This window comes from Bradyrhizobium sp. BWC-3-1 (genome assembly GCF_032917965.1).
Taxonomy (GTDB): Bacteria; Pseudomonadota; Alphaproteobacteria; order Rhizobiales; family Xanthobacteraceae; genus Bradyrhizobium; species Bradyrhizobium canariense_D.
This window is the reverse complement of the sequence record NZ_CP136625.1, coordinates 1,238,941-1,258,452: the sequence shown is the minus strand read 5'-3', so window position 1 is coordinate 1,258,452 and position 19,512 is coordinate 1,238,941. Positions and strand designations below refer to the sequence as shown.

Below are 19,512 nucleotides of genomic sequence, written 5' to 3'. Positions count from 1 at the left end.
TTTTCCGCCTCTGGCCGCTTGCGGAGAAATCGCAGGGTGGGCAAAGGCGCAACGCGCCGTGCCCACCTTTTTTGTGGACATGAAGACGGTGAGCATGCTTCCGCCTTCGCTCGTCGAGCTCCGGCGGACAAGTCGCTTTGCCCCCTACGGCCTCACGCGCCGCCGCCCCCCGGGTTGTTGCCAACGAGCGCCCATGACATCATCCGAATCCCGAGTCATCTCTGCCCTCTGGATGCCCGATGCCACGCCGGAAATTTGCCTGGGAGAAGCTGTCGGATGATGAGTTGCTCAAGCAACGCCTCTCCAGCCTGAGGGTTACGGTCGAAGGCACCTGGCTCGAGGACTGCGTCAGAACGCTCTACGAGGAACTCGAGGAGCGCGGCATCCGGCTGCGGCCGCACACCTGGATGTCGAGCGAATGGTTCAGTCCGGGCGGCGTTCCCGGCATCGCCATTCCGTTCTATCTCGCTCATCCCCGCCTGATGAAGCTCGAGAAGAAGATGATGTTCGACGTCGAGGGCGGAACCTGGCGCGAATGCATGGCCATCCTTCGTCACGAAGCGGGCCATGCGATCCAGCACGGCTATCAGTTGCAGCGCCGCCGGCGCTGGCAGCAACTGTTCGGCCCGTCGTCGAAACATTATCCGCGCTATTACCGGCCCAATCCGGCCAGCCGGCGTTACGTCCAGCATCTGCGGCTGTGGTACGCGCAGAGCCATCCGGACGAGGATTTCGCCGAGACCTTTGCGGTGTGGCTGCGGCCGCGCTCGAACTGGCGAACGCGATATGCGGGCTGGCCGGCACTGAAGAAGCTTGAATATGTCGACGAGCTGATGGGCGAGATCGCGGGAAAGCGGCCGCCGATCACGACGCGGGAGCGTGTCGATACGCTGGGTCGGCTCAGCCAGACGCTCGAAGAGCACTACAAGAAGAAGCAGGCGTTCTACGCCTTCACGCCCCCCAAGACCTACGACCGCGATCTCTCCCGGCTGTTTTCAGCCGATCCAAGGCACCACCGCTCAAAGCCGGCTTCAGCCCTGATCAGGCGCCACCGCTCCCAGATCAGGCAATTGGTCTCGCGATGGACCGGCGAGAATCAGCTTACGCTCGATGCCGTGCTTGACGAGATGATCTCTCGTTGTCGCGAGCTCGATCTGCGTGCCGTCGGCCCTGAACAGAAGCTTGTTCTCGACTTCATCGTCCTCGTGACCGCCAAGACGATGCACACGATGTTTGGCCCGTCTCGACGAAAATGGATCGCGCTATGAGACGTCTACGCATTCTGGTGCTCATGCATCCGGACTTCGTGCCGCCGGACTCCAGCGACGGGCACACCGCGCAGGAAATCAACGCGTGGAAAACGGAATACGACGTGGTGAGTACCTTGCGCGCGGCGGGCCATGAGGTTCGCCCACTCGGCGCGCAGGAGGAAATCAAGCCGGTGCGCGAAGCTATCGAGGAATTCAAGCCGCACGTGGTGTTCACGCTGCTGGAGGAATTCCACAACAACGTCGCCTTCGACCAGCACATCGCGAGCTATCTCGAGCTGATGAAGGTCCCTTATACCGGGTGCAATCCGCGCGGCCTGACCCTCGCCCGCGGCAAGGATTTGTCCAAGACGCTGGTGCATCACCGCCGGATCGCCGCGCCGGCCTTTGCGGTCTTCCCGATGCGCCGCAAGGTGAAACGCCCGACACGCCTTGCGCTGCCGCTGATCGTCAAGAGCCTGAACATGGATGGCTCGTTCGGCATCTCGCAAGCATCGATCGTCGACACCGACGAGAAGCTGGCGGAGCGGGTTGCCTTCATCCACGAGCGGGTCGAATCCGCCGCCATTGCCGAGCAGTTCATTGAGGGGCGAGAGCTTTACGTCGGCGTGCTCGGCAACAACCGCTTGCGCGTTCTGCCGGTCTGGGAGCTGAAATTCGGCAGCATGGGCGGCCGCTCGTCACGGCATATCGCCACGGAGAAGGCCAAGCACGACACCGACTATCAGGAGAAGGTCGGCATCGTCGACGGACCTGCGAAGGATCTGGCGCCGGAAGTGACCGCCAGGATCCAGCGGGCCGCGAAACGCATCTACCGGGTGCTCGGCCTCGACGGCTACGCGCGCATCGATTTTCGTCTCACTGCCGACGGCACGCCATATTTCATCGAAGCCAATCCCAATCCCGAGATCGCCAAGAGCCAGGAGTTCGCCACGGCCGCTCTACATGACGGACTGAAATATCCGGCTCTCCTGCAGCGCATCCTGACGCTTGGGATCAGCCGCGCCAAAGCGGGGGTGTCACTGGGGTGATGACGGCGGCGATCGCCCTCATCCTTCGAGACGCGTTTCGCGCCCCTCGGGATGAGGGATCGTCGTTGCGCTGCGTTACACGATTCCCGCGGCGACCTGGCCGCGCAGGCGTTCGAGCCCGAGCAATGTCTCCGCGCAGGCGGCTGCCACTTCGACGCCCTTGATGGCAAAATGCTTGCGGAAGAAATCGTAGTGCACCTCGGTCTCGTGGAATTGCTGCGGCGTCAGCACCGCGGAGAACACGGGCACCTCGGTGCGCAGCTGCACGTCCATCAACGCCTTGATCACGGTATCGGCGACGAACTCATGGCGGTAGATGCCGCCGTCGACGACGAGGCCGGCCGCGACGATCGCGGTGTAGCGTCGTGTCTTGGCCAGGATCTGCGCATGCAGCGGGATCTCGAACGAGCCCGGCACCTCGAACACGTCGACATGATTGAGGTGGCGCGCTTCTGCCTCCTTCGCGAAGGCGATGCGGGCCTCCTCGACCACGTCGCGGTGCCAGCAGGCCTGCACGAAGGCCACCCGCTGCGGTTTCGCGAAGCGCGGATGGTCGGGCACCGGATCTTGCGGAACCGGCGGTGGCGTTTGAGTTGGTTGGGACGTTTCGGCTTGGGGATCTTGCAACATCTGATTCATGGCTTTCCTCAGTTAAGGACCAGAATCAGGGCACACGGAACGACAAACAGCCGCATCCTGCGATGCGTCTGCCACCGACCGTTCTCTTTCATCCGGACTTTAACCGTCGGCTTCGGAGTTGCACCGAATCTGCTGACCCTTCCCCTCAGCAAGGCTTTGAGGAAGGCGCTCGCGGGCTTAGGCCTTACGGCCCTTACCGCCGGTGGGGACTTTCACCCCGCCCTGAGAACATCGGCCGCCCGGGATGAACGGCCTGACCGGAATATGACGCCGGTTCGGGGCCGCGGCAAGCGGGTTCCGCATGGGAAAACCGCATGGTCCCATGCCGCCATGGCGGTCCAGGGGGCACGCGACGGAATTAGCGATTGGCAGGCCTTTGGCGAATCCGATTCCGGTTTGTTCTTCTCCATCCGGTTCGGCCTCACCGGCGTTAATAATTGTGGCGGAGATGAGCTGTGGACGAACGAGTCCTGACTTGTGGACGGACTCGGCAGCCAGTTGCGCAGATTCCGCAAATCACATCAGTTGATCCGCGACAAGCCCGCGCTGATCCGAACGGATCGCCTTAGCAAGATTTAAGGGAGCGCGCGCCGGACCAACCGCGTGCGTATCAAAGACAACAAAAAGGCAAGAGGTCGAGACGGCATGTCCCTGCTCGAAGGCACCATCGATTCCAAAAACCATCCGCTCGCGGTGGTCGAGGATATCGCTGCCAGCAACAACTGGCCGTTCGAACGCTCCGGCGAAGACGAACTCACGATTGTCTCCAAGGGACAATGGACCGACTACCAGATCTCCTTCACCTGGATGGGCGAGATCGAGGCGCTGCATCTGGCCTGCGCGTTCGACATGAAGATCCCGGTTGCGCGGCGGCCGGAGGTCCAGCGGCTCGTGGCCGCGGTCAACGAGCAGTTGTGGGTCGGGCACTTCGACCTGTGGACCACCACCGGCATGATCATGCACCGGCAGGCCCTGGTGCTGCCGGGCGGGCTCATCGCCTCCACCGGCCAGTGCGAAGCCATGCTCGCAGGCGCCATCCACGCCTGCGAACGCTATTTCCCGGCTTTCCAGTTCGTGGTGTGGGCGGGCAAGTCCACGACGGAAGCCATGGACGCGGCCATGTTCGACACGGTGGGCGAGGCGTAAGCGCACTCTCCCGAGGCGGCGAGCGAGCCCGGCTTTCTCCATCGTCGTCCTGGCGAAAGCCAGGACCCATACCGCGAGGTCTTTGTGTAGCTCGCGATGCTTGTTGCTCTGCCATCCTTCCACTAGAACCAGCCGTGGTAATGGGTCCTGGCCTTCGCCAGGACGACGGCGGTGGCGACAGCGATGGCGAACAGCACTCTCGAGAACATCACCGGCACCATCCTGCTCGCCGGTGCCGGCAAGATGGGCGGCGCGATGCTGACCGGATGGCTTTCGGGCGGGCTCGATCCGCGCCGCGTCGCGGTGATCGATCCGCACATCTCGGCCGAGATCACCGCACTTGCCGCCAAGGGGATTGCGCTCAATCCTGATGTGACGACGGCAGGCCAGGTCGAGACGCTCGTCGTCGCGGTGAAGCCGCAAATGTTCCGCGAGGCCGGCGCCAAGCTGAAGCCATTCGTCTCCGACAAGACCGCGGTGGTGTCGATCATGGCGGGAACCACGATCGCCTCGCTCGAGGAGGTCTGCGGCGGCGCGGTGGTGCGCGCGATGCCGAACACGCCGGCCGCGATCGGTCGCGGCATCACGGTGGCTGTCGCCGCGAACAATGTCAGCGCACAGCAACGCGCGGTGGCCGATGCGCTGCTACGCGCCACCGGCTCGGTCGAATGGGTCGACGATGAGAGCCTGATGGACGCGGTCACTGCGGTGTCCGGCTCGGGTCCGGCCTATGTGTTTTTGCTGGCCGAGGAACTCGCGCGCGCCGGTGTCGAGGCGGGATTGCCCGAGGCGCTCGCGACAAAACTCGCGCGCGAATCCGTCGCCGGCTCGGGTGAACTTCTCCACCAGTCGGAGCTTGCCTCCGGCACGCTGCGCCAGAACGTCACCTCGCCCGGCGGCACCACGGCCGCGGCACTCGGCGTGCTGATGGGCGAGCCCGGCCTGCGCGATCTGATGATCCGCGCCATCGCGGCGGCGACGAAGCGGTCGAAGGAATTGGCGAAGTAAGAAAGTGTGCCGTAGGGTGGGCAAAGCGAAGCGTGCCCCACTCATTCGAATGCAATCGCGGAAAGATGGTGGGCACGGCGCTGCGCGCCTTTGCCCACCCTACGATTTCGAGCCTGCGGCTAGCCGCTTGTTGAACATCTCGACATTGACGAGCCCGCGCGCGTGGCGCCCTTCGCCGAGTTTTCGCGGGCCTTCGAAGGCCTCGACCTCGAAGCGGATGACGCGGCGCTCGACCGCGAAAACCTTCGCAGTGGTCCGCACCGTCGCACCGACGAGGGCTGCTGCAAGATGGCGGATATCGACCTCGGTGCCGACGGTGACCCAGCCCGGCTGAAGCGCCGCACGAATCGCATCGCCCGACGTCATCTCCATTTCCAGGATCATCATCGGCGTCGCATAGACCATCGGCATGCCGGGCACGAAATGCCCGACCGTGCGCTCCACCGGCACCACCAGCGTGCGCTCGGCGCTCATGCCGACCTTGATGAAGTCGCGTGCGTCCATGGGGCCTCCCCCCGTCGTCCTGGACAAGCGCAGCGAAGCGGAGCGCCGATCCAGGACCCATTACCCCGACTCAACATTGTCATGCGCGGTCTAAACCACGACCTGCTGCGACAACTGCCGCTTGGGGTAATGGGTCCTTGGCTTTCGCCAGGACGACCTTTGTGGTTGCCGAACCAACGCCGGCTACTTCTTCGCAGCCGCCGCGCGCTCCACGAACGTCTTGCCGCCCTTCATCTTGTGGCGGAGCGGGGCTTCATTGATCTGGATGACGACGGCGTCGGCATCGACGCCGAGATTCTTCACCAGTGCCTGGGTGATGTCGCGCATCATGCCGGCCTTTTGTTCGTCGGTGCGGCCTTCGGCCATGCTGACAGTGATCTCAGGCATTTTTCTCTCCCTTGGGGCCGGACACCGGCCATTGACGGGCGCCATCAAACAGGAGGTAGATGTCCGGGACAAGCCCGGGCATGGCGACGTCAGCGAATGGCTAGCCCCAGCTCACGTCATGGCGCGCCAACACCTCGCGCACTTTGGCGACGAGGTCGGCCTCGCTGCACGAGAACTGCGCCGGGCGGCTCTCGCGCCATTCCTGGTTGGAAGCGATCGCGGCCGCCGCCTTCGCGCCCTCGATCAGATCCTTGATCTGCACCTCGCCACGCGCTTTTTCATCCGAGCCCTGGATGATGACGCAGGGCGCATTGCGGCGATCGGCATATTTGAGCTGGTTGCCCATGTTCTTTGGATTGCCGAGATAGAGCTCGGCGCGAATGCCGGCGGTTCGCAACGATGCGACCATCTTCTGATAGTCGGCGACGCGGTCGCGGTCGAACACGGTGACGACGATGGGGCCGAACCCGGGCTTCGTGTCGAGCTTGCCAAGCAGAGTCAGCGCGGCCTGAAGCCGCGACACGCCGATCGAGAATCCGGTCGCCGGCACCGGCTCGCCGCGAAAGCGCGAGACGAGACCATCATAGCGGCCACCACCGCCGACCGAGCCGAAGCGGACCGGGCGGCCCTTGTCATCCTTGGTCTCGAGCAGCAATTCGACCTCGTAGACGGGGCCCGTGTAATATTCGAGACCGCGCACCACGGAGGGATCGATCTTGATGCGGTCCGCGCCGTACCCCGACGCCGTCACCAGTTTCGCGATCTCTTCCAGCTCGCTCACGCCGGCCTGACCGACTTCGCTCTTGGCGAGATAGGTTTCCGCCGCGGCGATGGCCTCTTTCCAATCGTCGCGCGGTTTGGTGATGGCGAGAACGACGTCAGCTTCCGACGCGCTTAGATTGGCGCCCTTCGTGAAGTCGCCCTTGCCTTCTTCGCCGCCATCCCATCTACCGGGACCGAGCAGTTTGCGAACTTCCTCGGCGGGAAATTTGTCGAGCTTGTCGATCGCGCGCAGCACGGTCAATCTGCGTGCTGCGTTCTCGTCGCCGCCGAGCCCGATAGCTTCCAGAACGCCGTCGAGCACTTTGCGGTTGTTCACCTTCACGACGTACTGGCCGCGCTGAACACCAAGCGCTTCCATCGTGTCCGCGGCCATCATGCAGATCTCAGCGTCCGCCGCGGGCGTGGCCGAGCCGACCGTGTCCGCATCGAACTGCATGAACTGGCGGAATCGGCCGGGGCCAGGCTTCTCGTTGCGGAAGACGTAGCCCACGCGATAGCTGCGATAGGGCAACACAAGACCGTCGGTCCCGTAGCGCTCGCCGACATAGCGCGCGAGCGGCGCGGTCAGATCGTAGCGTAAGCTGATCCACTGCTCGTCGTCGTCCTGGAACGAGAACACGCCCTCGTTCGGACGATCCTGGTCGGGCAGGAACTTGCCGAGCGCATCGGTGTATTCCATCGCCGGCGTTTCCACGGGCTCGAAGCCGTAGAGCTCGTAGACGGCGCGGATCTTCTCCACCATCTCGCGCGTCGCCCGGATCGCGGCGGGATCGCGATCCTCGAGCCCGCGCGGCAGCCGCGCCTTCAGCTTCTGGGATTTTTTGGGTTTTTCGGCCATGCGCGGCATTTACCAGCCGACGCGTGATGCGGCAACTGCCGGGTAATCGCTTACGGCTGCTCCATCCGGGCCCGGAGCGCGTCGGCATCCGCTTTCGGCAGCGACTTCAGCGTTGGCTTGATGGTTTCGCCGCCGACGATCTTGCCGTTGCGCATGAACATCCAGTCCGAGATGTCGGCTTCAGTGAATTCGACCTTATCGCCTGCCCGCTTGCCGGCCAGATCGCGTGGCTCGTTGGCGAAGAGGCCGGAATAGGCCCCATTGGGTAGCTTCTTCACCTCGGCCATCCAGATGTGCTCACCGCCTTTGCGGGTCGAAAAGTGCACCTTCAGGGCATGCCCTGTCTCCGACGGCTTCGGCGCCTCGTAGGAGGCCCAAAAGGTCGGCAGCGTGCCGCGGGCGCGCGCGATCGCGGTGTTCATCTCCGGATCGGTGGTGCGCACGTCGACGACGGGCGAACGGCCCTCAGCGGAGACGTCCGGCTTGGGGCCGATGGTCAGAATGCCGAATACGGTGATGCCGGTGACCGCGGCAAGAACGACCCATTTCAGGGACTGGGGAAGAGTGGATGTCATGATCGCGATGTCCGGATGACTCGATGTCTGGGTATGCGAGGTCTTGGACTTTGTCGCACGATCATGGTGTCGCGTTCATGGCGAGAAAAGCCAACCAGCGATGCCCTTTTCCCCTCTCCCCTTGTGGGAGAGGGTGGCTCGCCGCGTAGCGGCGAGACGGGTGAGGGGTTCTATCCGCGAGTCCAACTGACCCTTGAACTCGCGGATAGAACCCCTCATCCGGCGCTTCGCGCCACCTTCTCCCACAAGGGGAGAAGGAAGAAGGGCCTCAATCCACCTTCCGGATCCAGTTGTGCGGATCGTTGGTGCGGCCGTACTGGATGTCGACGAGCTGCTTGCGCAGGCCCATGGCGACGGGGCCCGCGGCACCGCCGCTGATCTCGAAATCGCCGCTCACCGAGCGCACCGTGCCGATCGGCGAGATCACGGCGGCGGTGCCGCAGGCAAACGCTTCCTTCAGCTTGCCGCTGGCCGCATCCTTGCGCCACTGGTCGAGCGAGTACGGCTCCTCACGCACGGTCTTGCCGGCGTCTTTGGCCAGCGCAATGATGGAGTCGCGGGTGATGCCGGGCAGGATGGTGCCCAGCGGCGGCGTCGAGAGCGACCCGTCGTCGAACACGAAGAACACATTCATGCCGCCGAGCTCTTCGATGTAGCGGCGCTCGATTGCATCGAGAAAGACGACCTGGTCGCAGCCGTGCTGGATCGCCTCGGCCTGCGCACGCAGGCTTGCGGCATAGTTGCCGCCGCATTTGACGGCGCCGGTGCCGCCGACGGCAGCGCGCGTGTAATTCTCCGACACCCAGATCGAGACCGGCGCGGGGCCGCCCTTGAAGTAGGAGCCGACCGGCGAGGCGATCACCGCGAAAATGTATTCGGACGACGGCTTGACGCCGAGGAAGGTCTCGCTCGCGATCATGAAGGGGCGCAGGTAAAGGCTACCCTCGCCGCCCGGCATCCAGGCGCGATCGATGCGCACGATTTGCTCGACCGCCTCGATGAAGACGTCTTCAGGGAGCTGCGCCATCGCCATGCGGTCCGCCGAGTCCTTGAAGCGCCGGGCATTGGCATCGGGGCGAAACAGGTTCACGCCGCCGTCGTCGCGCTTGTAGGCCTTGAGGCCTTCAAAAATTTCCTGGGCGTAGTGCAGGACGGCGCCGGCCGGATCGAGCTGGAAATTGGCGCGGGCCTCGACACGCGCCTCGTACCAGCCGCCCTTGGCCTGGTTGTAGCGGACCACTGCCATGTGGTCGGTGAAGACCCGCCCGAAACCGGGGTCGACCAGCTTGGCGACCCGATCCTTCTCGGAGGTCGGATTGGATGCGGGCTGGATGTCGAATTTCATGCTCATGTCCTTGCCTCCCGCTGCCGGTAGCGGCGCCGTTGTGGCACCCGCCTGCCCCGATTTGGGCCCGGCTGGCTCGATTGGTTTCTGGCCGGACCGCCGCCAGCCTTGTTACGGCCGGTTTCCGTGGCCAGCATGTCACCGAGGACATGCTTTTGCGGAAGACGGAAGTCCAGTATGTTTTGCCGAAATGCCGTTCGACAATCGCACGGTAGATCTGCTCCGGCCGTCTCCGCCTGTCCGGCCCACTGCGGCCGCCTTGCTTCGATGCCCACCCGACGCGAAACGATCTAAAATTTCGTGCGGGCTGATCGTTTTGTAACATTGAGACCAAGATACGTCAATATGCCTGACATAAATTTCGCGACTCCTTCTCAAGACGCAGCCGGGCCGCGGCCGGCCGCAGACGACGGAGGCAATTTGCGCTGGGATATCATCGAACTGCTGTTCTTCGCCTATCGCGATTTTGTCGGCGATCCCGACCAGGAGCTGGAGGCGTTCGGCTTCGGCCGGGCCCATCACCGCGTCATGCACTTTGTTTATCGTTATCCCGGCCTCAAGGTCGCCGACCTCCTCGACGTCCTGCGCATCACCAAGCAATCGCTCGGCCGGGTGCTCAAGCAGCTCCTGGACGAGGGCTATATCGTGCAGAAGACCGGCGACAATGATCGCCGCCAACGCCTGCTGTTTGCGACACCGAAGGGCGAGGCGCTGGTGCAAAAGCTCGCCGGTCTCCAGACCACGCGCATCACCAAGGCGCTCGCCGAGATGGCGCCGCAGGATGCCGAAACCGTCAAGCGCTTCCTGCGCGCGATGATCGACCGCGACGATCCCGACAAGGTGCTCGAGACGATCTTTGCCACCGTCAATCAGGACAAGGAGTGACCGTGCCGCTCGCTGCCACGCTCGCACGCCCGCCGGCACGCCCCGCCGACGATGCTCCGCATCTCCTGCTGGTCGACGACGACCGCCGCATCCGCGACCTGCTGTCGCGCTTCCTTGCCGGCGAAGGCTATCGCGTCTCGACCGCCGCCAGCGCCAGCGACGCCCGTTCCAAGCTTTTGGGCCTGCACTTCGATCTCTTGATCCTGGATGTCATGATGCCCGGCGAGACCGGCTTCGATCTCGCGCGTTTCATCCGGACCTCGTCATCAGTGCCGATCGTGATGCTGACGGCGCGGCACGAAGCCGAAGCGCGCATCGAGGGCCTGCAGATCGGCGCCGACGACTACGTCGCAAAGCCGTTCGAGCCGCGCGAGCTTGCGCTGCGCATCAACAACATCCTCAAGCGCGCCGCGCCGCCGCCGCAGGCCGCTGCGGTGGAGAAGATCGCGTTTGGCCCGTACATCTACCACCTCGACCGCGGCGAACTGCGCCAGGGCGAAGACGTCATTCACCTCACCGACCGCGAGCGCGAGATGCTGCGGATCCTGTCGGAGACACCGGGCGAGACCGTGCCGCGCAGCGCGCTGACCGGCAATGGCAGCGTCAACGAGCGCGCCGTCGACGTGCAGATCAACCGCCTGCGGCGCAAGATCGAGACCGATCCCGCCAATCCGCTGTTCCTCCAGGCCGTGCGCGGCATCGGCTACCGGCTGGTAGCCTCGCCATAAAGAGTGAAGCGCCACCGATGAGCACGATCGATAGCGGCCTGACGCTTTTGAAGAGCGCCGCCGGCCGCGTCTCCGCCGCCAATGGCTGGATGGGCAATGCGTTCAAGGGCTGGATGCCGACCGGCCTCTACGCGCGTGCGCTGCTGATCATGATCGTGCCGATGGTGATCCTGCAATCGGTGGTCGCCTTCGTGTTCATGGAGCGGCACTGGAACACGGTGACACGCCGCCTGTCGGCCGCGGTGGTGCAGGACATCGCCGCGCTGATCGACGTCTACAAGGGCTACCCGCAAGACAAGGATCGCGACCAGATCCGCCGCATCGCGCAGCAGCGCCTCGGCCTCGTCGTCGATTTCCTCCCGGCCGGCGACATGCCGCCGCCGGGACCAAAGCCGTTCTTCTCGCTGCTCGACCAGACGCTGTCGGTGCAGCTCGGCCGCCAGATCGGGCGCTCCTTCTGGATCGACACGGTCGGCCGCTCCAACCTCGTCGAGATCCGGATCCAGCTCGACGATGCCGTGATGCGCGTGTTCGCGCAGCGCAGCGCCGCCTATGCCTCGAACTCGGAGATCTTCCTGTTCTGGATGGTCGGCACGTCCTCGATCCTGCTGATCGTCGCGGTGCTATTCCTGCGCAACCAGATCAAGCCGATCCTGCGACTTGCCGACGCCGCCGAAAGTTTTGGCAAGGGCCGCGAGGCGCCGAATTTCCGCCCGCGTGGCGCGCGCGAGGTGCGGCGCGCGTCGGTCGCCTTCCTCGAAATGAAGTCGCGCATCGAGCGAACGATGGAGCAACGCACCGCGATGCTCGCCGGCGTCAGCCATGATCTGCGCACGATCCTGACGCGGTTCAAGCTCGAGCTGGCGTTGATCGGCGACAGCCCCGAAATGGAGGGCATGCGCAAGGACGTCGACGAGATGTCGATGATGCTCGAGGACTACCTCGCGTTTGCCCGCGGCGATTCCGGCGAGCAGTCGCAGCCGACCGACATGGCCCAGGCGCTCGAGGAGCTGCGCAGCGACGCCGAGCGCCACGGCCACACGGCGACCGTTGCGTTCAACGGGCTGCCCGTGGTCACGGTGAAGCCGGCCTCATTCAAGCGCTGCCTCGCCAACCTCGTCACCAACGCCGCCCGCTACGGCAAGAGCATCGCCATCACCGGCCAGCGCGATCACCGTTATTTGACCGTGACGGTGGACGATGACGGGCCGGGCATTCCCGCCCATCTGCGCGAAGAGGTGTTCAAGCCGTTCCTGCGGCTGGACAACGCCCGCAACCAGGATGAAGGCGGCACAGGTCTTGGCCTCGCGATCGCCCGCGACATCGCCCGCTCGCACGGCGGCGACATCACGCTTGGCGACAGTCCGATGGGCGGATTAAGGGCGAGCGTGCGGATACCGGTGTAGCTGCCTCTTCCCTTCTCCCCCTGTGGGAGAAGGTGGCGCGAAGCGCCGGATGAGGGGTCTCTCTCCGCGAATTCAAAGCGAAAAGAGTCACACGCGGAGACAAACCCCTCACCCGTCTCGCCGCTGCGCGGCGAGCCACCCTCTCCCACAAGGGGAGAGGGGAAGAGCCTTACTTCGGCAGCAGCGCCTTCAGCTTGTCCATGTCGCGCACGTTCATCTTGAAGCCGCCGGGCATCACGATGTCGCCGGGCTTCTGGTCCGGCTTGCAGGCCCCCAGCCATTTCGCTTCGAGCTGCATGGTCGTGTCGCGGCCTGCTGCGCCGGCGGCGCCGCCTTGCGCGTGCGACGACGTCTTCACGGTATAGGCCGAATTGAAATCGCCGGATATCTCGGCATGCGAGGTCGTGCTGATGCCGGCGACATTGCACTCGGAATCGCTGACATAGCCGGTCGCGGTCTTCTTGATGTCCTGCCTGGCGCAGATCTGCTTGGCCATCGGGGAGATGTTGTTGTTCATCTCCTTGTCGACGGTCTCGTCGGTGCAGTGCTGCATGGTCATCTCGGGCACCGGCGTGCCGGTCCTGACCATCTTCAATTCCCACAGCCCCGCCTTGCGCACCGGCAGGTCGTCAGCGCGAGCGCTGCTTGCCGATACGACAAGGCAAAAGGCGGAGCCGAGCAAAGCGAGCTTGCGCGTCATGTGGGAGGCTCCCCGCTGCGAGATAGCGGCGCTAACGAAAGCGCCTCAGTAGAGCGTGCGGATCGGCAGGTCGGCGGCGCCATAGGGCACCCAGCGGCAGGAGAACGAGATGTAGCCGCCCTCATAGGCCTGCACCGCCAGGAATTTGGCGACCTTGCCGTAGCGCGCGCAGTGATCGACCGCGACCTGCCGCGCATCGACCTGGGTTGCCATCGAATAGGCGATGATGCCGCCAGTGTCGTTGCCCTTGAACGGAGGCACCGGAAGCAGATCGGCGCGCGCCGACTGGCTCGCCATCATACCCAGGGCAAGTAGACCCGCGGCCGCAATGATTCGCATTCCCGTCACTCCGATTGGTTGCCGACAGTTTACGGTGCCGGCGGGGCGGTGGAAAGAACGGATGGCCGGTCCAACGCAGCATTGCGGTCAACTCGTCGGCAAGTGTTGCCGCGCTGCACTTGACCTCCCCCGGCCTTCACGGCACCGTCCGACCCTTGCAGATCATGCTGTCTGGATCATCCATGCGCGCCTCGACCTTCCTGAAATCGCTCCGCTTTGCCGCCGTGCTCGGCCTCCTGTTCGGGGCGCTGTCGCTCGGCGAGGCCAGGGCCGCCAATCCGCTGGAGCTGAATTTCTGGCTGAGCGGGCCGCGCTATGACGGCAACGTCTCCGAATGCGACAGGGCGCTGCCGACGATCGCCAGCCAGTTCTGGGAGAAAGAAAGCTCGTTCTGGAATTCCTCGTTGAAGATCACCGGCTTCGCCGCCGTTCACGAGACCGCGTTCCGGCCTTGGGCATCCGACAACATCCCGCGCCGCTATTGCACCGGCGAGGCCATGCTCACGGACGGCAAGATGCGCAAGGTGCATTTCTCGATCGTGGAGGATGGCGGCTTCGCCGGCTACGGCCAAGGCGTCGAATGGTGCGTGGTCGGGCTCGACCGCAACTGGGCCTACAACCCGGCCTGCCGCGCCGCCAAACAGTAATTGAAACGTTCTGATCCGGACCGATCAGGCGGCCGAACGACGGTCGCCCGCATTTTGTTCTTGAAATGTTCTTATCGCCTGCTAGGCTTGCCTGCACAGTCTAGTTGAGGGGCGTCGCCATGTTTCATTCCCGATTGCATTCGTTCTCCCGCCTGATGATCTCGCTGACGCTTGCGGCCGGGCTGGCTGCGCTGGCCGATGGCGCAAAGGCCCAGGACAAGCGGCAGAACACGCCCGGCGAATTCGATTTTTATGTGCTGTCACTGTCTTGGTCGCCCTCTTTCTGCGAGGAGGCGGCGGAGCGCGGCGGCCGCTCGCAGACCCAGTGCAGCGGACGGCCCTACGCTTTCGTGGTGCATGGTCTGTGGCCACAATATGAGAACGGATTTCCGGAATATTGCCAGCGGCCCTCGCCGCGGCTGAACCGCAGTATCGTCTCCTCCATGCTCGATCTGATGCCGGCGCCGGGGCTGATCTTCAATGAGTGGGACAAGCACGGCACCTGCTCGGGGCTCGCTGACCGCAGCTATTTCGAGACGATCCGCAAGGCGCGCGCCGCGATCAAGATTCCAGCCGAATATCTCGATCTATCGCAGGCCAAGACCGTGGCGCCGGCGGAGGTGGAGGAAGCCTTCATCAAGGCCAATCCGGGCCTCAGCAATGCCGCCGTCTCGATCACCTGCAACCGGACGCGGCTATCGGAAGTCCGCATCTGCCTCAGCAAGGACCTGCAATTCCGCGCCTGCGAGGAGATCGACCGCCGCGCCTGCCGCCGCGACCAGGTGACGATGCCGCCGATCCGGGGTGGCTAGCCCAGGCGTCGTGCCTCTTTGCTCGGGCCGTCACGTGGCGTAGTGCTCTTGCATGAATTACCGCCACGCCTTCCATGCCGGCAACTTCGCCGATATCATCAAGCACATCGTGCTGACGCGCATCATCACCTATCTCCAGGACAAGCCGGGTGCGTTCCGCGTCATCGACACCCATGCCGGCGCTGGCCTCTACGATCTCGAAAGCGACGAAGCGCGCCGGGGCGGCGAGTGGCTGACGGGCATTGCGCGGCTGATGCAGGCGCGGTTGTCGAACGACGCCATGGCGCTGACCAAGCCCTATCTCGACATCGTCCGCGCCTTCAATCCGAAGGGCGAGCTCAAGGCCTATCCGGGCTCGCCGCTGATCGCACGCGGCCTGCTGAGGCCGCAGGACCGCCTCTTGCTCTGCGAGCTCGAGCCGAAGGCGCGCAAGGCGCTGATCGGCGTACTGCGCCGCGACGAACAGGCCCGCGTGGTCGACCTCGACGGCTGGATGGCGCTGCCGGCTTTCGTGCCGCCGAAGGAACGGCGTGGGCTCGTTCTGATCGACCCGCCCTTCGAGGCAAAGGACGAGTTCGAAAAGCTCGCAGAGGCCTTCTCGGCGGCTTTCGCGAAATGGCCGACCGGTATCTATGTAATCTGGTATCCCGCCAAGAGCCGACGCGCCACCGACACGCTGGTGCAATCAGTGGCGCGGCTCGCAGCCGCAGCAAAGCCGCCGGGAAAATGCCTGCGCCTCGAATTCAGCGTGGCGCCGCAAGCCGACGGCGCAGCCCTCACCTCCAGCGGGCTCTTGATCGTCAATCCGCCTTACACGCTGCACGGCGAACTCAAGACGATCCTGCCGGAGCTGGAGATGCCGCTCGGCCAGGGTGGCGCTGCCAGATTCCGATTGGAGGTGCCGAGACCGTAACACTCCGGCATTCTTGGGAAAAATATGCAGGAGCGGTAGTCAATCTGCAGAGAACCGTATTATGCTGTTGCGGTGACTGGCTTTACGTTCCGCTTCCGCGAATGGTTGCGGCGGAGTGAAGGCCTAAGAAAGATCCAGTCGGACCGAATGGTCTGCCGAAGGATGGCCAGCTCCCGGGCTTCGTAAGGCCCGGTCATGTCGTGACGCGCGTCTGCGTCACGACGGAGGAGCAATGAGGGGGAGTTTCCCGATGGCCATGACGGGAACGGTCAAGTTTTTCAACGGTGAGCGCGGCTACGGATTCATCAAACCGGACGACGGGGGCCGCGACGTCTTCGTACATATTACTGCTGTGGAGCGGGCCGGACTGAAGGACCTTGCCGAAGGACAGCGTATTACTTTCGAAGTCGAACCGGACAAGAAGGGCAAGGGGCCGAAGGCGGTCGATTTGGTCATCCTTCCCTAGCGAGCCAAGCGTCAAAAAAATCCCGGCCGCAAGCGGCCGGGAGGTTGGTCCGGTATTTTCTTCTTTAGCTATCAGAAGTGATAGTTCACGCCTGCGCGCACAACGCTGGCGCTATAGCCGTTTGACACGCCCGTAATCGCGAACTGACTCGTCGAGAGATCGATATAGAGATATTCGAGCTTGGCGCTCCAGTTCGGCGCGAACATAACTTCCGCGCCGGCACCGATGGTCCAGCCGGCGCTGGTGTGCGACTCGGTCCAGCCGAACGTCTGCGCGCGCAGCTCGCCGAAGGCGAGGCCCGCCGTGCCGTAGAACAGCACGTTGCTGAAGGCGTAGCCGGCGCGGCCGCGCAAGGTGCCGAACCACGGATTGGAGAACTTCCACGGCGCGAAGGTGTCGTCGGCACCGGCGGCCTGGATGTCGCCCTCGACGCCGAACACCCATGGGCCGTTCTGGAAATTGTAGCCGGCCTGAACGCCGCCGACGAAGCCCGACGGTTTTGCGGGATTGTTGCTCACCGAACCCCATTCGTAGCCGAGATTGCCACCGAGATACGGACCGGCCCAGCTATAGGCATTGAGCGGCTGATTGACCGTGTAGGGCGCACGCTGCCCGTAATTGAGATCGGCGGCCTCTGCCGAAGCCGTCCAGCCGACCGCAGCCAACGCGGCTGCGCCCACAACGAGCCTCTTCATCACACACTCCAACGCAACTCCCGTCACCGCTGCGATGCCCGCGCCGCCGCGCGAGGCAAAACCGCATGGTTACGGAACCACCCTTTTTCGCGTAAGATTTATCGAGAGTTTTAAGTTAAAGGCCTGTTAAGCCGGGTTACCGCGCTGTTAACAGGCTTAAGCAAGCGTTACCGGGAACTGCGCCGCCATCCTGTGCGTGCCGCTCGGCCGGAACTTCAAATCGACACCCGCAGCGCTTAAATTCGCACCATGGTTCACGATTCCCCCGACAATCCGGACGACGCACGCGTACGCAAACCCGTGCGCGGCAACGCACCCGACGTCCCGCCCCAGGAAACGGAAGCCGCGCCGCCGGACCTCGATCCCGCCACTGCGAATGGCGACGACGAGGACGATGCGCGGCTGCCGGACATCCTGGAAGAGAGCGGCACCGTCGGCGAAGAGCCGCTGGCGACCGGCCACGAGGCGATCGAACGCGCGGTGCGCCTCGCCCCCACCTCGCCCGGCGTCTACCGCATGCTCAATGCGAATGCCGACGTGCTCTATGTCGGCAAGGCCAAGAACGTCAAAAAGCGCCTGTCGAACTATGCGCGCCAGAGTGCGCCGCAGCCGGCGCGCATCCTGCGCATGATCGCCGCCACGGTGACCGTGGAAATCATCTCGACCCACACCGAGACCGAAGCCCTGCTGCTGGAGGCCAACCTCATCAAGCAGCTTCGGCCGCGCTTCAACGTGCAGCTGCGCGACGACAAGTCGTTTCCCTATATCCTGATCACGGGCGACCATTGGGCGCCGCAGATCCTGAAGCATCGCGGCGCGCAGACGCGGCCGGGTCGCTATTTCGGCCCGTTCGCCTCCGCCGGCGCCGTCAACCGCACCATCACCGCACTTCAGCGCGCGTTCCTGATCCGCTCCTGCACGGATTCCTTCTTCGAGAGTCGCTCGCGGCCCTGCCTGCTCTACCAGATCCGCCGTTGCGCCGGCCCCTGCACCCGCGAGATCGACTTCCCCGGCTACACGACCCTGGTGCGCGAGGCGAGCGACTTCCTGTCCGGCAGGAGCCATGCGGTGAAGCAGGAGCTTGCCGCGGAGATGGAGAAGGCCTCCGGCGAGCTCGAATTCGAGAGCGCCGCGCTCTACCGCGACCGCCTCGCTGCGCTGTCCGCGATCCAGTCGCAGCAGGGCATCAATCCGCGCACGGTGGAAGAAGCCGACGTGTTCGCCATCCACCAGGAGGGCGGCTTCTCCTGCGTCGAGGTGTTCTTCTTCCGCACCGGGCAGAACTGGGGCAACCGCGCCTATTTCCCGCGCGCGGAGAAGACATATACGCCGGAAGAGGTGCTCGGCTCCTTCCTCGCCCAGTTCTATGACGACAAGCCGCCGCCGAGGAATATCCTGCTCTCGCACGAGATCGAGGAGAGCGAGCTGCTTGCCAACGCGCTGTCGATCAAGGCGGGCCGCAAGGTCGAAGTGTCCATGCCGAAGCGCGGCGAGAAGAAGGAGCTCGTCACCCACGCGCTCACCAACGCGCGCGAGGCCCTGGGCCGCAAGCTCGCGGACACCGCGACGCAGAGCCGCCTGTTGGACGCCATGGCCACGACCCTGAGCCTGACGCATGCGCCGAAGCGGATCGAGGTCTACGACAACAGCCACATCCAGGGCACCAACGCAGTCGGCGCCATGATCGTCGCCGGCCCGGACGGTTTTGTGAAAAACCAGTATCGCAAGTTCAACATCAAGTCGGAGGGCCTGACGCCCGGCGACGATTACGGGATGATGCGCGAGGTGCTCGAACGCCGTTTCAAGCGCTTGATCAATCCACCCGAGGACAACGCGGCCAAAGCCAAGGACGACGACTTCCCGCAATGGCCCGATCTCGTGATCATCGATGGCGGCCGCGGCCAGCTCAACGCGGTCCGGGACATCTTTGCAAATCTCGGCCTGACCCAGGTGGCGCTGATGTCGGTGGCCAAGGGGCCGGACCGGGATGCCGGCCGCGAGACCCTGTTCATGCCGGAGCGCGAGGCGATCAAGCTGGAGCCGCGCGACCCCGTGCTCTATTTCATCCAGCGGCTGCGGGACGAGGCGCACCGTTTCGTCATCGGCTCGCACCGCAAGCTGCGCAAGAAGGACATCCGCGAGGCCGGCTTGCAGGAGATTCCTGGCATCGGTCCGTCACGCAAACGTGCCTTGCTGCATCATTTCGGAACCCTGAAGGAGATCGAACGGGCCTCGATCACCGATCTCGGTAAGGTTCCGGGGGTGAGCGCCGAGAGCGCCCGCAGGATTTTCGAGTATTTCCATCCCCAGCCGGGGTGAAATAAAAGGGGGGCCGCGGTCATATGGTCGTCGCATCCCGCACCCCATTTGGGGAGCGGAACGGTTGACCTTCAGGCT

At 64.2% G+C, this 19,512-nt stretch carries 21 protein-coding genes and 1 riboswitch; of the genes, 12 read left to right on the top strand and 9 right to left on the bottom strand.

The window, feature by feature from the left end; translation table 11 throughout:
• Positions 1-239: 239 nt before the first annotated feature.
• Both RX329_RS06120 and RX329_RS06115 read left to right on the top strand, forming a co-directional pair.
• On the top strand, positions 240-1,268 hold the full coding sequence (locus RX329_RS06120) for a putative zinc-binding metallopeptidase (RefSeq protein ID WP_085350066.1): 1,029 nt from the start codon (positions 240-242) through the stop codon (positions 1,266-1,268).
• Complete coding sequence (locus tag RX329_RS06115; protein WP_085383806.1) at positions 1,265-2,299, top strand: ATP-grasp domain-containing protein; 1,035 nt, start codon at positions 1,265-1,267, stop codon at positions 2,297-2,299. Before RX329_RS06120 ends, RX329_RS06115 begins: the two co-directional genes overlap by 4 nt.
• Positions 2,300-2,374: 75 nt before the next feature.
• On the opposite strand, the gene RX329_RS06110 is transcribed toward RX329_RS06115, so the two are convergent.
• Positions 2,375-2,938 (bottom strand): 6,7-dimethyl-8-ribityllumazine synthase, encoded by a 564-nt coding sequence (locus tag RX329_RS06110; RefSeq protein WP_026232546.1) that lies wholly within the window; start codon positions 2,936-2,938, stop codon positions 2,375-2,377.
• Positions 2,939-3,014: 76 nt separating this feature from the next.
• Positions 3,015-3,172: riboswitch (FMN riboswitch) on the bottom strand.
• Positions 3,173-3,583: 411 nt separating this feature from the next.
• Between RX329_RS06110 and RX329_RS06105 the strand changes: the two genes are divergently transcribed.
• On the top strand, positions 3,584-4,084 hold the full coding sequence (locus tag RX329_RS06105) for a YbjN domain-containing protein (protein ID WP_018453509.1): 501 nt from the start codon (positions 3,584-3,586) through the stop codon (positions 4,082-4,084).
• Positions 4,085-4,267: 183 nt separating this feature from the next.
• Complete coding sequence (gene proC, locus RX329_RS06100; protein ID WP_085358096.1) at positions 4,268-5,092, top strand: pyrroline-5-carboxylate reductase; 825 nt, start codon at positions 4,268-4,270, stop codon at positions 5,090-5,092.
• Positions 5,093-5,191: 99 nt separating this feature from the next.
• On the opposite strand, the gene RX329_RS06095 is transcribed toward proC, so the two are convergent.
• The 5 genes from RX329_RS06095 to RX329_RS06075 form a co-directional block, all read right to left on the bottom strand.
• Positions 5,192-5,596 (bottom strand): thioesterase family protein, encoded by a 405-nt coding sequence (locus RX329_RS06095; protein ID WP_018453507.1) that lies wholly within the window; start codon positions 5,594-5,596, stop codon positions 5,192-5,194.
• Positions 5,597-5,779: 183 nt separating this feature from the next.
• Positions 5,780-5,983: a tautomerase family protein gene (locus tag RX329_RS06090; RefSeq protein ID WP_008144861.1), complete on the bottom strand. Its 204-nt coding sequence runs from the start codon at positions 5,981-5,983 to the stop codon at positions 5,780-5,782.
• Positions 5,984-6,083: 100 nt separating this feature from the next.
• A complete protein-coding gene (gene hisS / locus RX329_RS06085) occupies positions 6,084-7,604 on the bottom strand; it encodes a histidine--tRNA ligase (RefSeq protein WP_085358094.1) in 1,521 nt (506 codons plus the stop codon).
• A 50-nt stretch (positions 7,605-7,654) separates the two neighbouring features.
• Entirely contained in the window at positions 7,655-8,179 is a 525-nt protein-coding gene (locus tag RX329_RS06080; protein ID WP_018453504.1) for a YegJ family protein, read from the bottom strand.
• Positions 8,180-8,447: 268 nt separating this feature from the next.
• On the bottom strand, positions 8,448-9,530 hold the full coding sequence (locus RX329_RS06075; RefSeq protein WP_026232543.1) for a branched-chain amino acid aminotransferase: 1,083 nt from the start codon (positions 9,528-9,530) through the stop codon (positions 8,448-8,450).
• Between the two features lie 339 nt (positions 9,531-9,869).
• On the opposite strand from RX329_RS06075, the gene RX329_RS06070 reads away from it, so the two are divergent.
• The 3 genes from RX329_RS06070 to RX329_RS06060 are packed head-to-tail and all read left to right on the top strand — an operon-like array spanning position 9,870 to position 12,543.
• A complete protein-coding gene (locus RX329_RS06070; RefSeq protein WP_007596846.1) occupies positions 9,870-10,409 on the top strand; it encodes a MarR family winged helix-turn-helix transcriptional regulator in 540 nt (179 codons plus the stop codon).
• Complete coding sequence (locus tag RX329_RS06065) at positions 10,406-11,137, top strand: response regulator (RefSeq protein ID WP_018453502.1); 732 nt, start codon at positions 10,406-10,408, stop codon at positions 11,135-11,137. The genes RX329_RS06070 and RX329_RS06065 overlap by 4 nt, the downstream gene beginning before the upstream one ends.
• A 17-nt stretch (positions 11,138-11,154) precedes the next feature.
• Positions 11,155-12,543, top strand: coding sequence for an ATP-binding protein (locus tag RX329_RS06060; protein WP_027520375.1), 1,389 nt, complete (start codon positions 11,155-11,157; stop codon positions 12,541-12,543).
• Positions 12,544-12,712: 169 nt separating this feature from the next.
• Here the strand turns inward: RX329_RS06060 and RX329_RS06055 are convergent, their stop codons facing one another.
• Entirely contained in the window at positions 12,713-13,243 is a 531-nt protein-coding gene (locus RX329_RS06055; RefSeq protein ID WP_085358092.1) for a DUF3617 domain-containing protein, read from the bottom strand.
• 45 nt (positions 13,244-13,288) lie between these two features.
• Positions 13,289-13,582 carry a hypothetical protein gene (locus RX329_RS06050; RefSeq protein WP_085358090.1) on the bottom strand — a complete coding sequence of 98 codons (294 nt, stop codon included), beginning with the start codon at positions 13,580-13,582 and terminating at the stop codon, positions 13,289-13,291.
• Between the two features lie 182 nt (positions 13,583-13,764).
• On the opposite strand from RX329_RS06050, the gene RX329_RS06045 reads away from it, so the two are divergent.
• The 4 genes from RX329_RS06045 to RX329_RS06030 all read left to right on the top strand — a co-directional run bounded on the left by RX329_RS06045 (position 13,765) and on the right by RX329_RS06030 (position 16,420).
• Complete coding sequence (locus tag RX329_RS06045; RefSeq protein ID WP_027565385.1) at positions 13,765-14,229, top strand: hypothetical protein; 465 nt, start codon at positions 13,765-13,767, stop codon at positions 14,227-14,229.
• A 119-nt stretch (positions 14,230-14,348) separates the two neighbouring features.
• A complete protein-coding gene (locus RX329_RS06040) occupies positions 14,349-15,041 on the top strand; it encodes a ribonuclease T2 family protein (RefSeq protein WP_085358088.1) in 693 nt (230 codons plus the stop codon).
• Between the two features lie 52 nt (positions 15,042-15,093).
• On the top strand, positions 15,094-15,954 hold the full coding sequence (locus tag RX329_RS06035; RefSeq protein ID WP_085358086.1) for a 23S rRNA (adenine(2030)-N(6))-methyltransferase RlmJ: 861 nt from the start codon (positions 15,094-15,096) through the stop codon (positions 15,952-15,954).
• A 250-nt stretch (positions 15,955-16,204) separates the two neighbouring features.
• Entirely contained in the window at positions 16,205-16,420 is a 216-nt protein-coding gene (locus RX329_RS06030) for a cold-shock protein (RefSeq protein WP_007614865.1), read from the top strand.
• 71 nt (positions 16,421-16,491) lie between these two features.
• On the opposite strand, the gene RX329_RS06025 is transcribed toward RX329_RS06030, so the two are convergent.
• Positions 16,492-17,115 carry an outer membrane protein gene (locus tag RX329_RS06025; RefSeq protein WP_085383808.1) on the bottom strand — a complete coding sequence of 208 codons (624 nt, stop codon included), beginning with the start codon at positions 17,113-17,115 and terminating at the stop codon, positions 16,492-16,494.
• A gap of 249 nt (positions 17,116-17,364) precedes the next feature.
• On the opposite strand from RX329_RS06025, the gene uvrC reads away from it, so the two are divergent.
• Positions 17,365-19,434 carry an excinuclease ABC subunit UvrC gene (gene uvrC, locus RX329_RS06020; protein ID WP_018453494.1) on the top strand — a complete coding sequence of 690 codons (2,070 nt, stop codon included), beginning with the start codon at positions 17,365-17,367 and terminating at the stop codon, positions 19,432-19,434.
• The last annotated feature ends 78 nt before the right edge of the window (positions 19,435-19,512 follow it).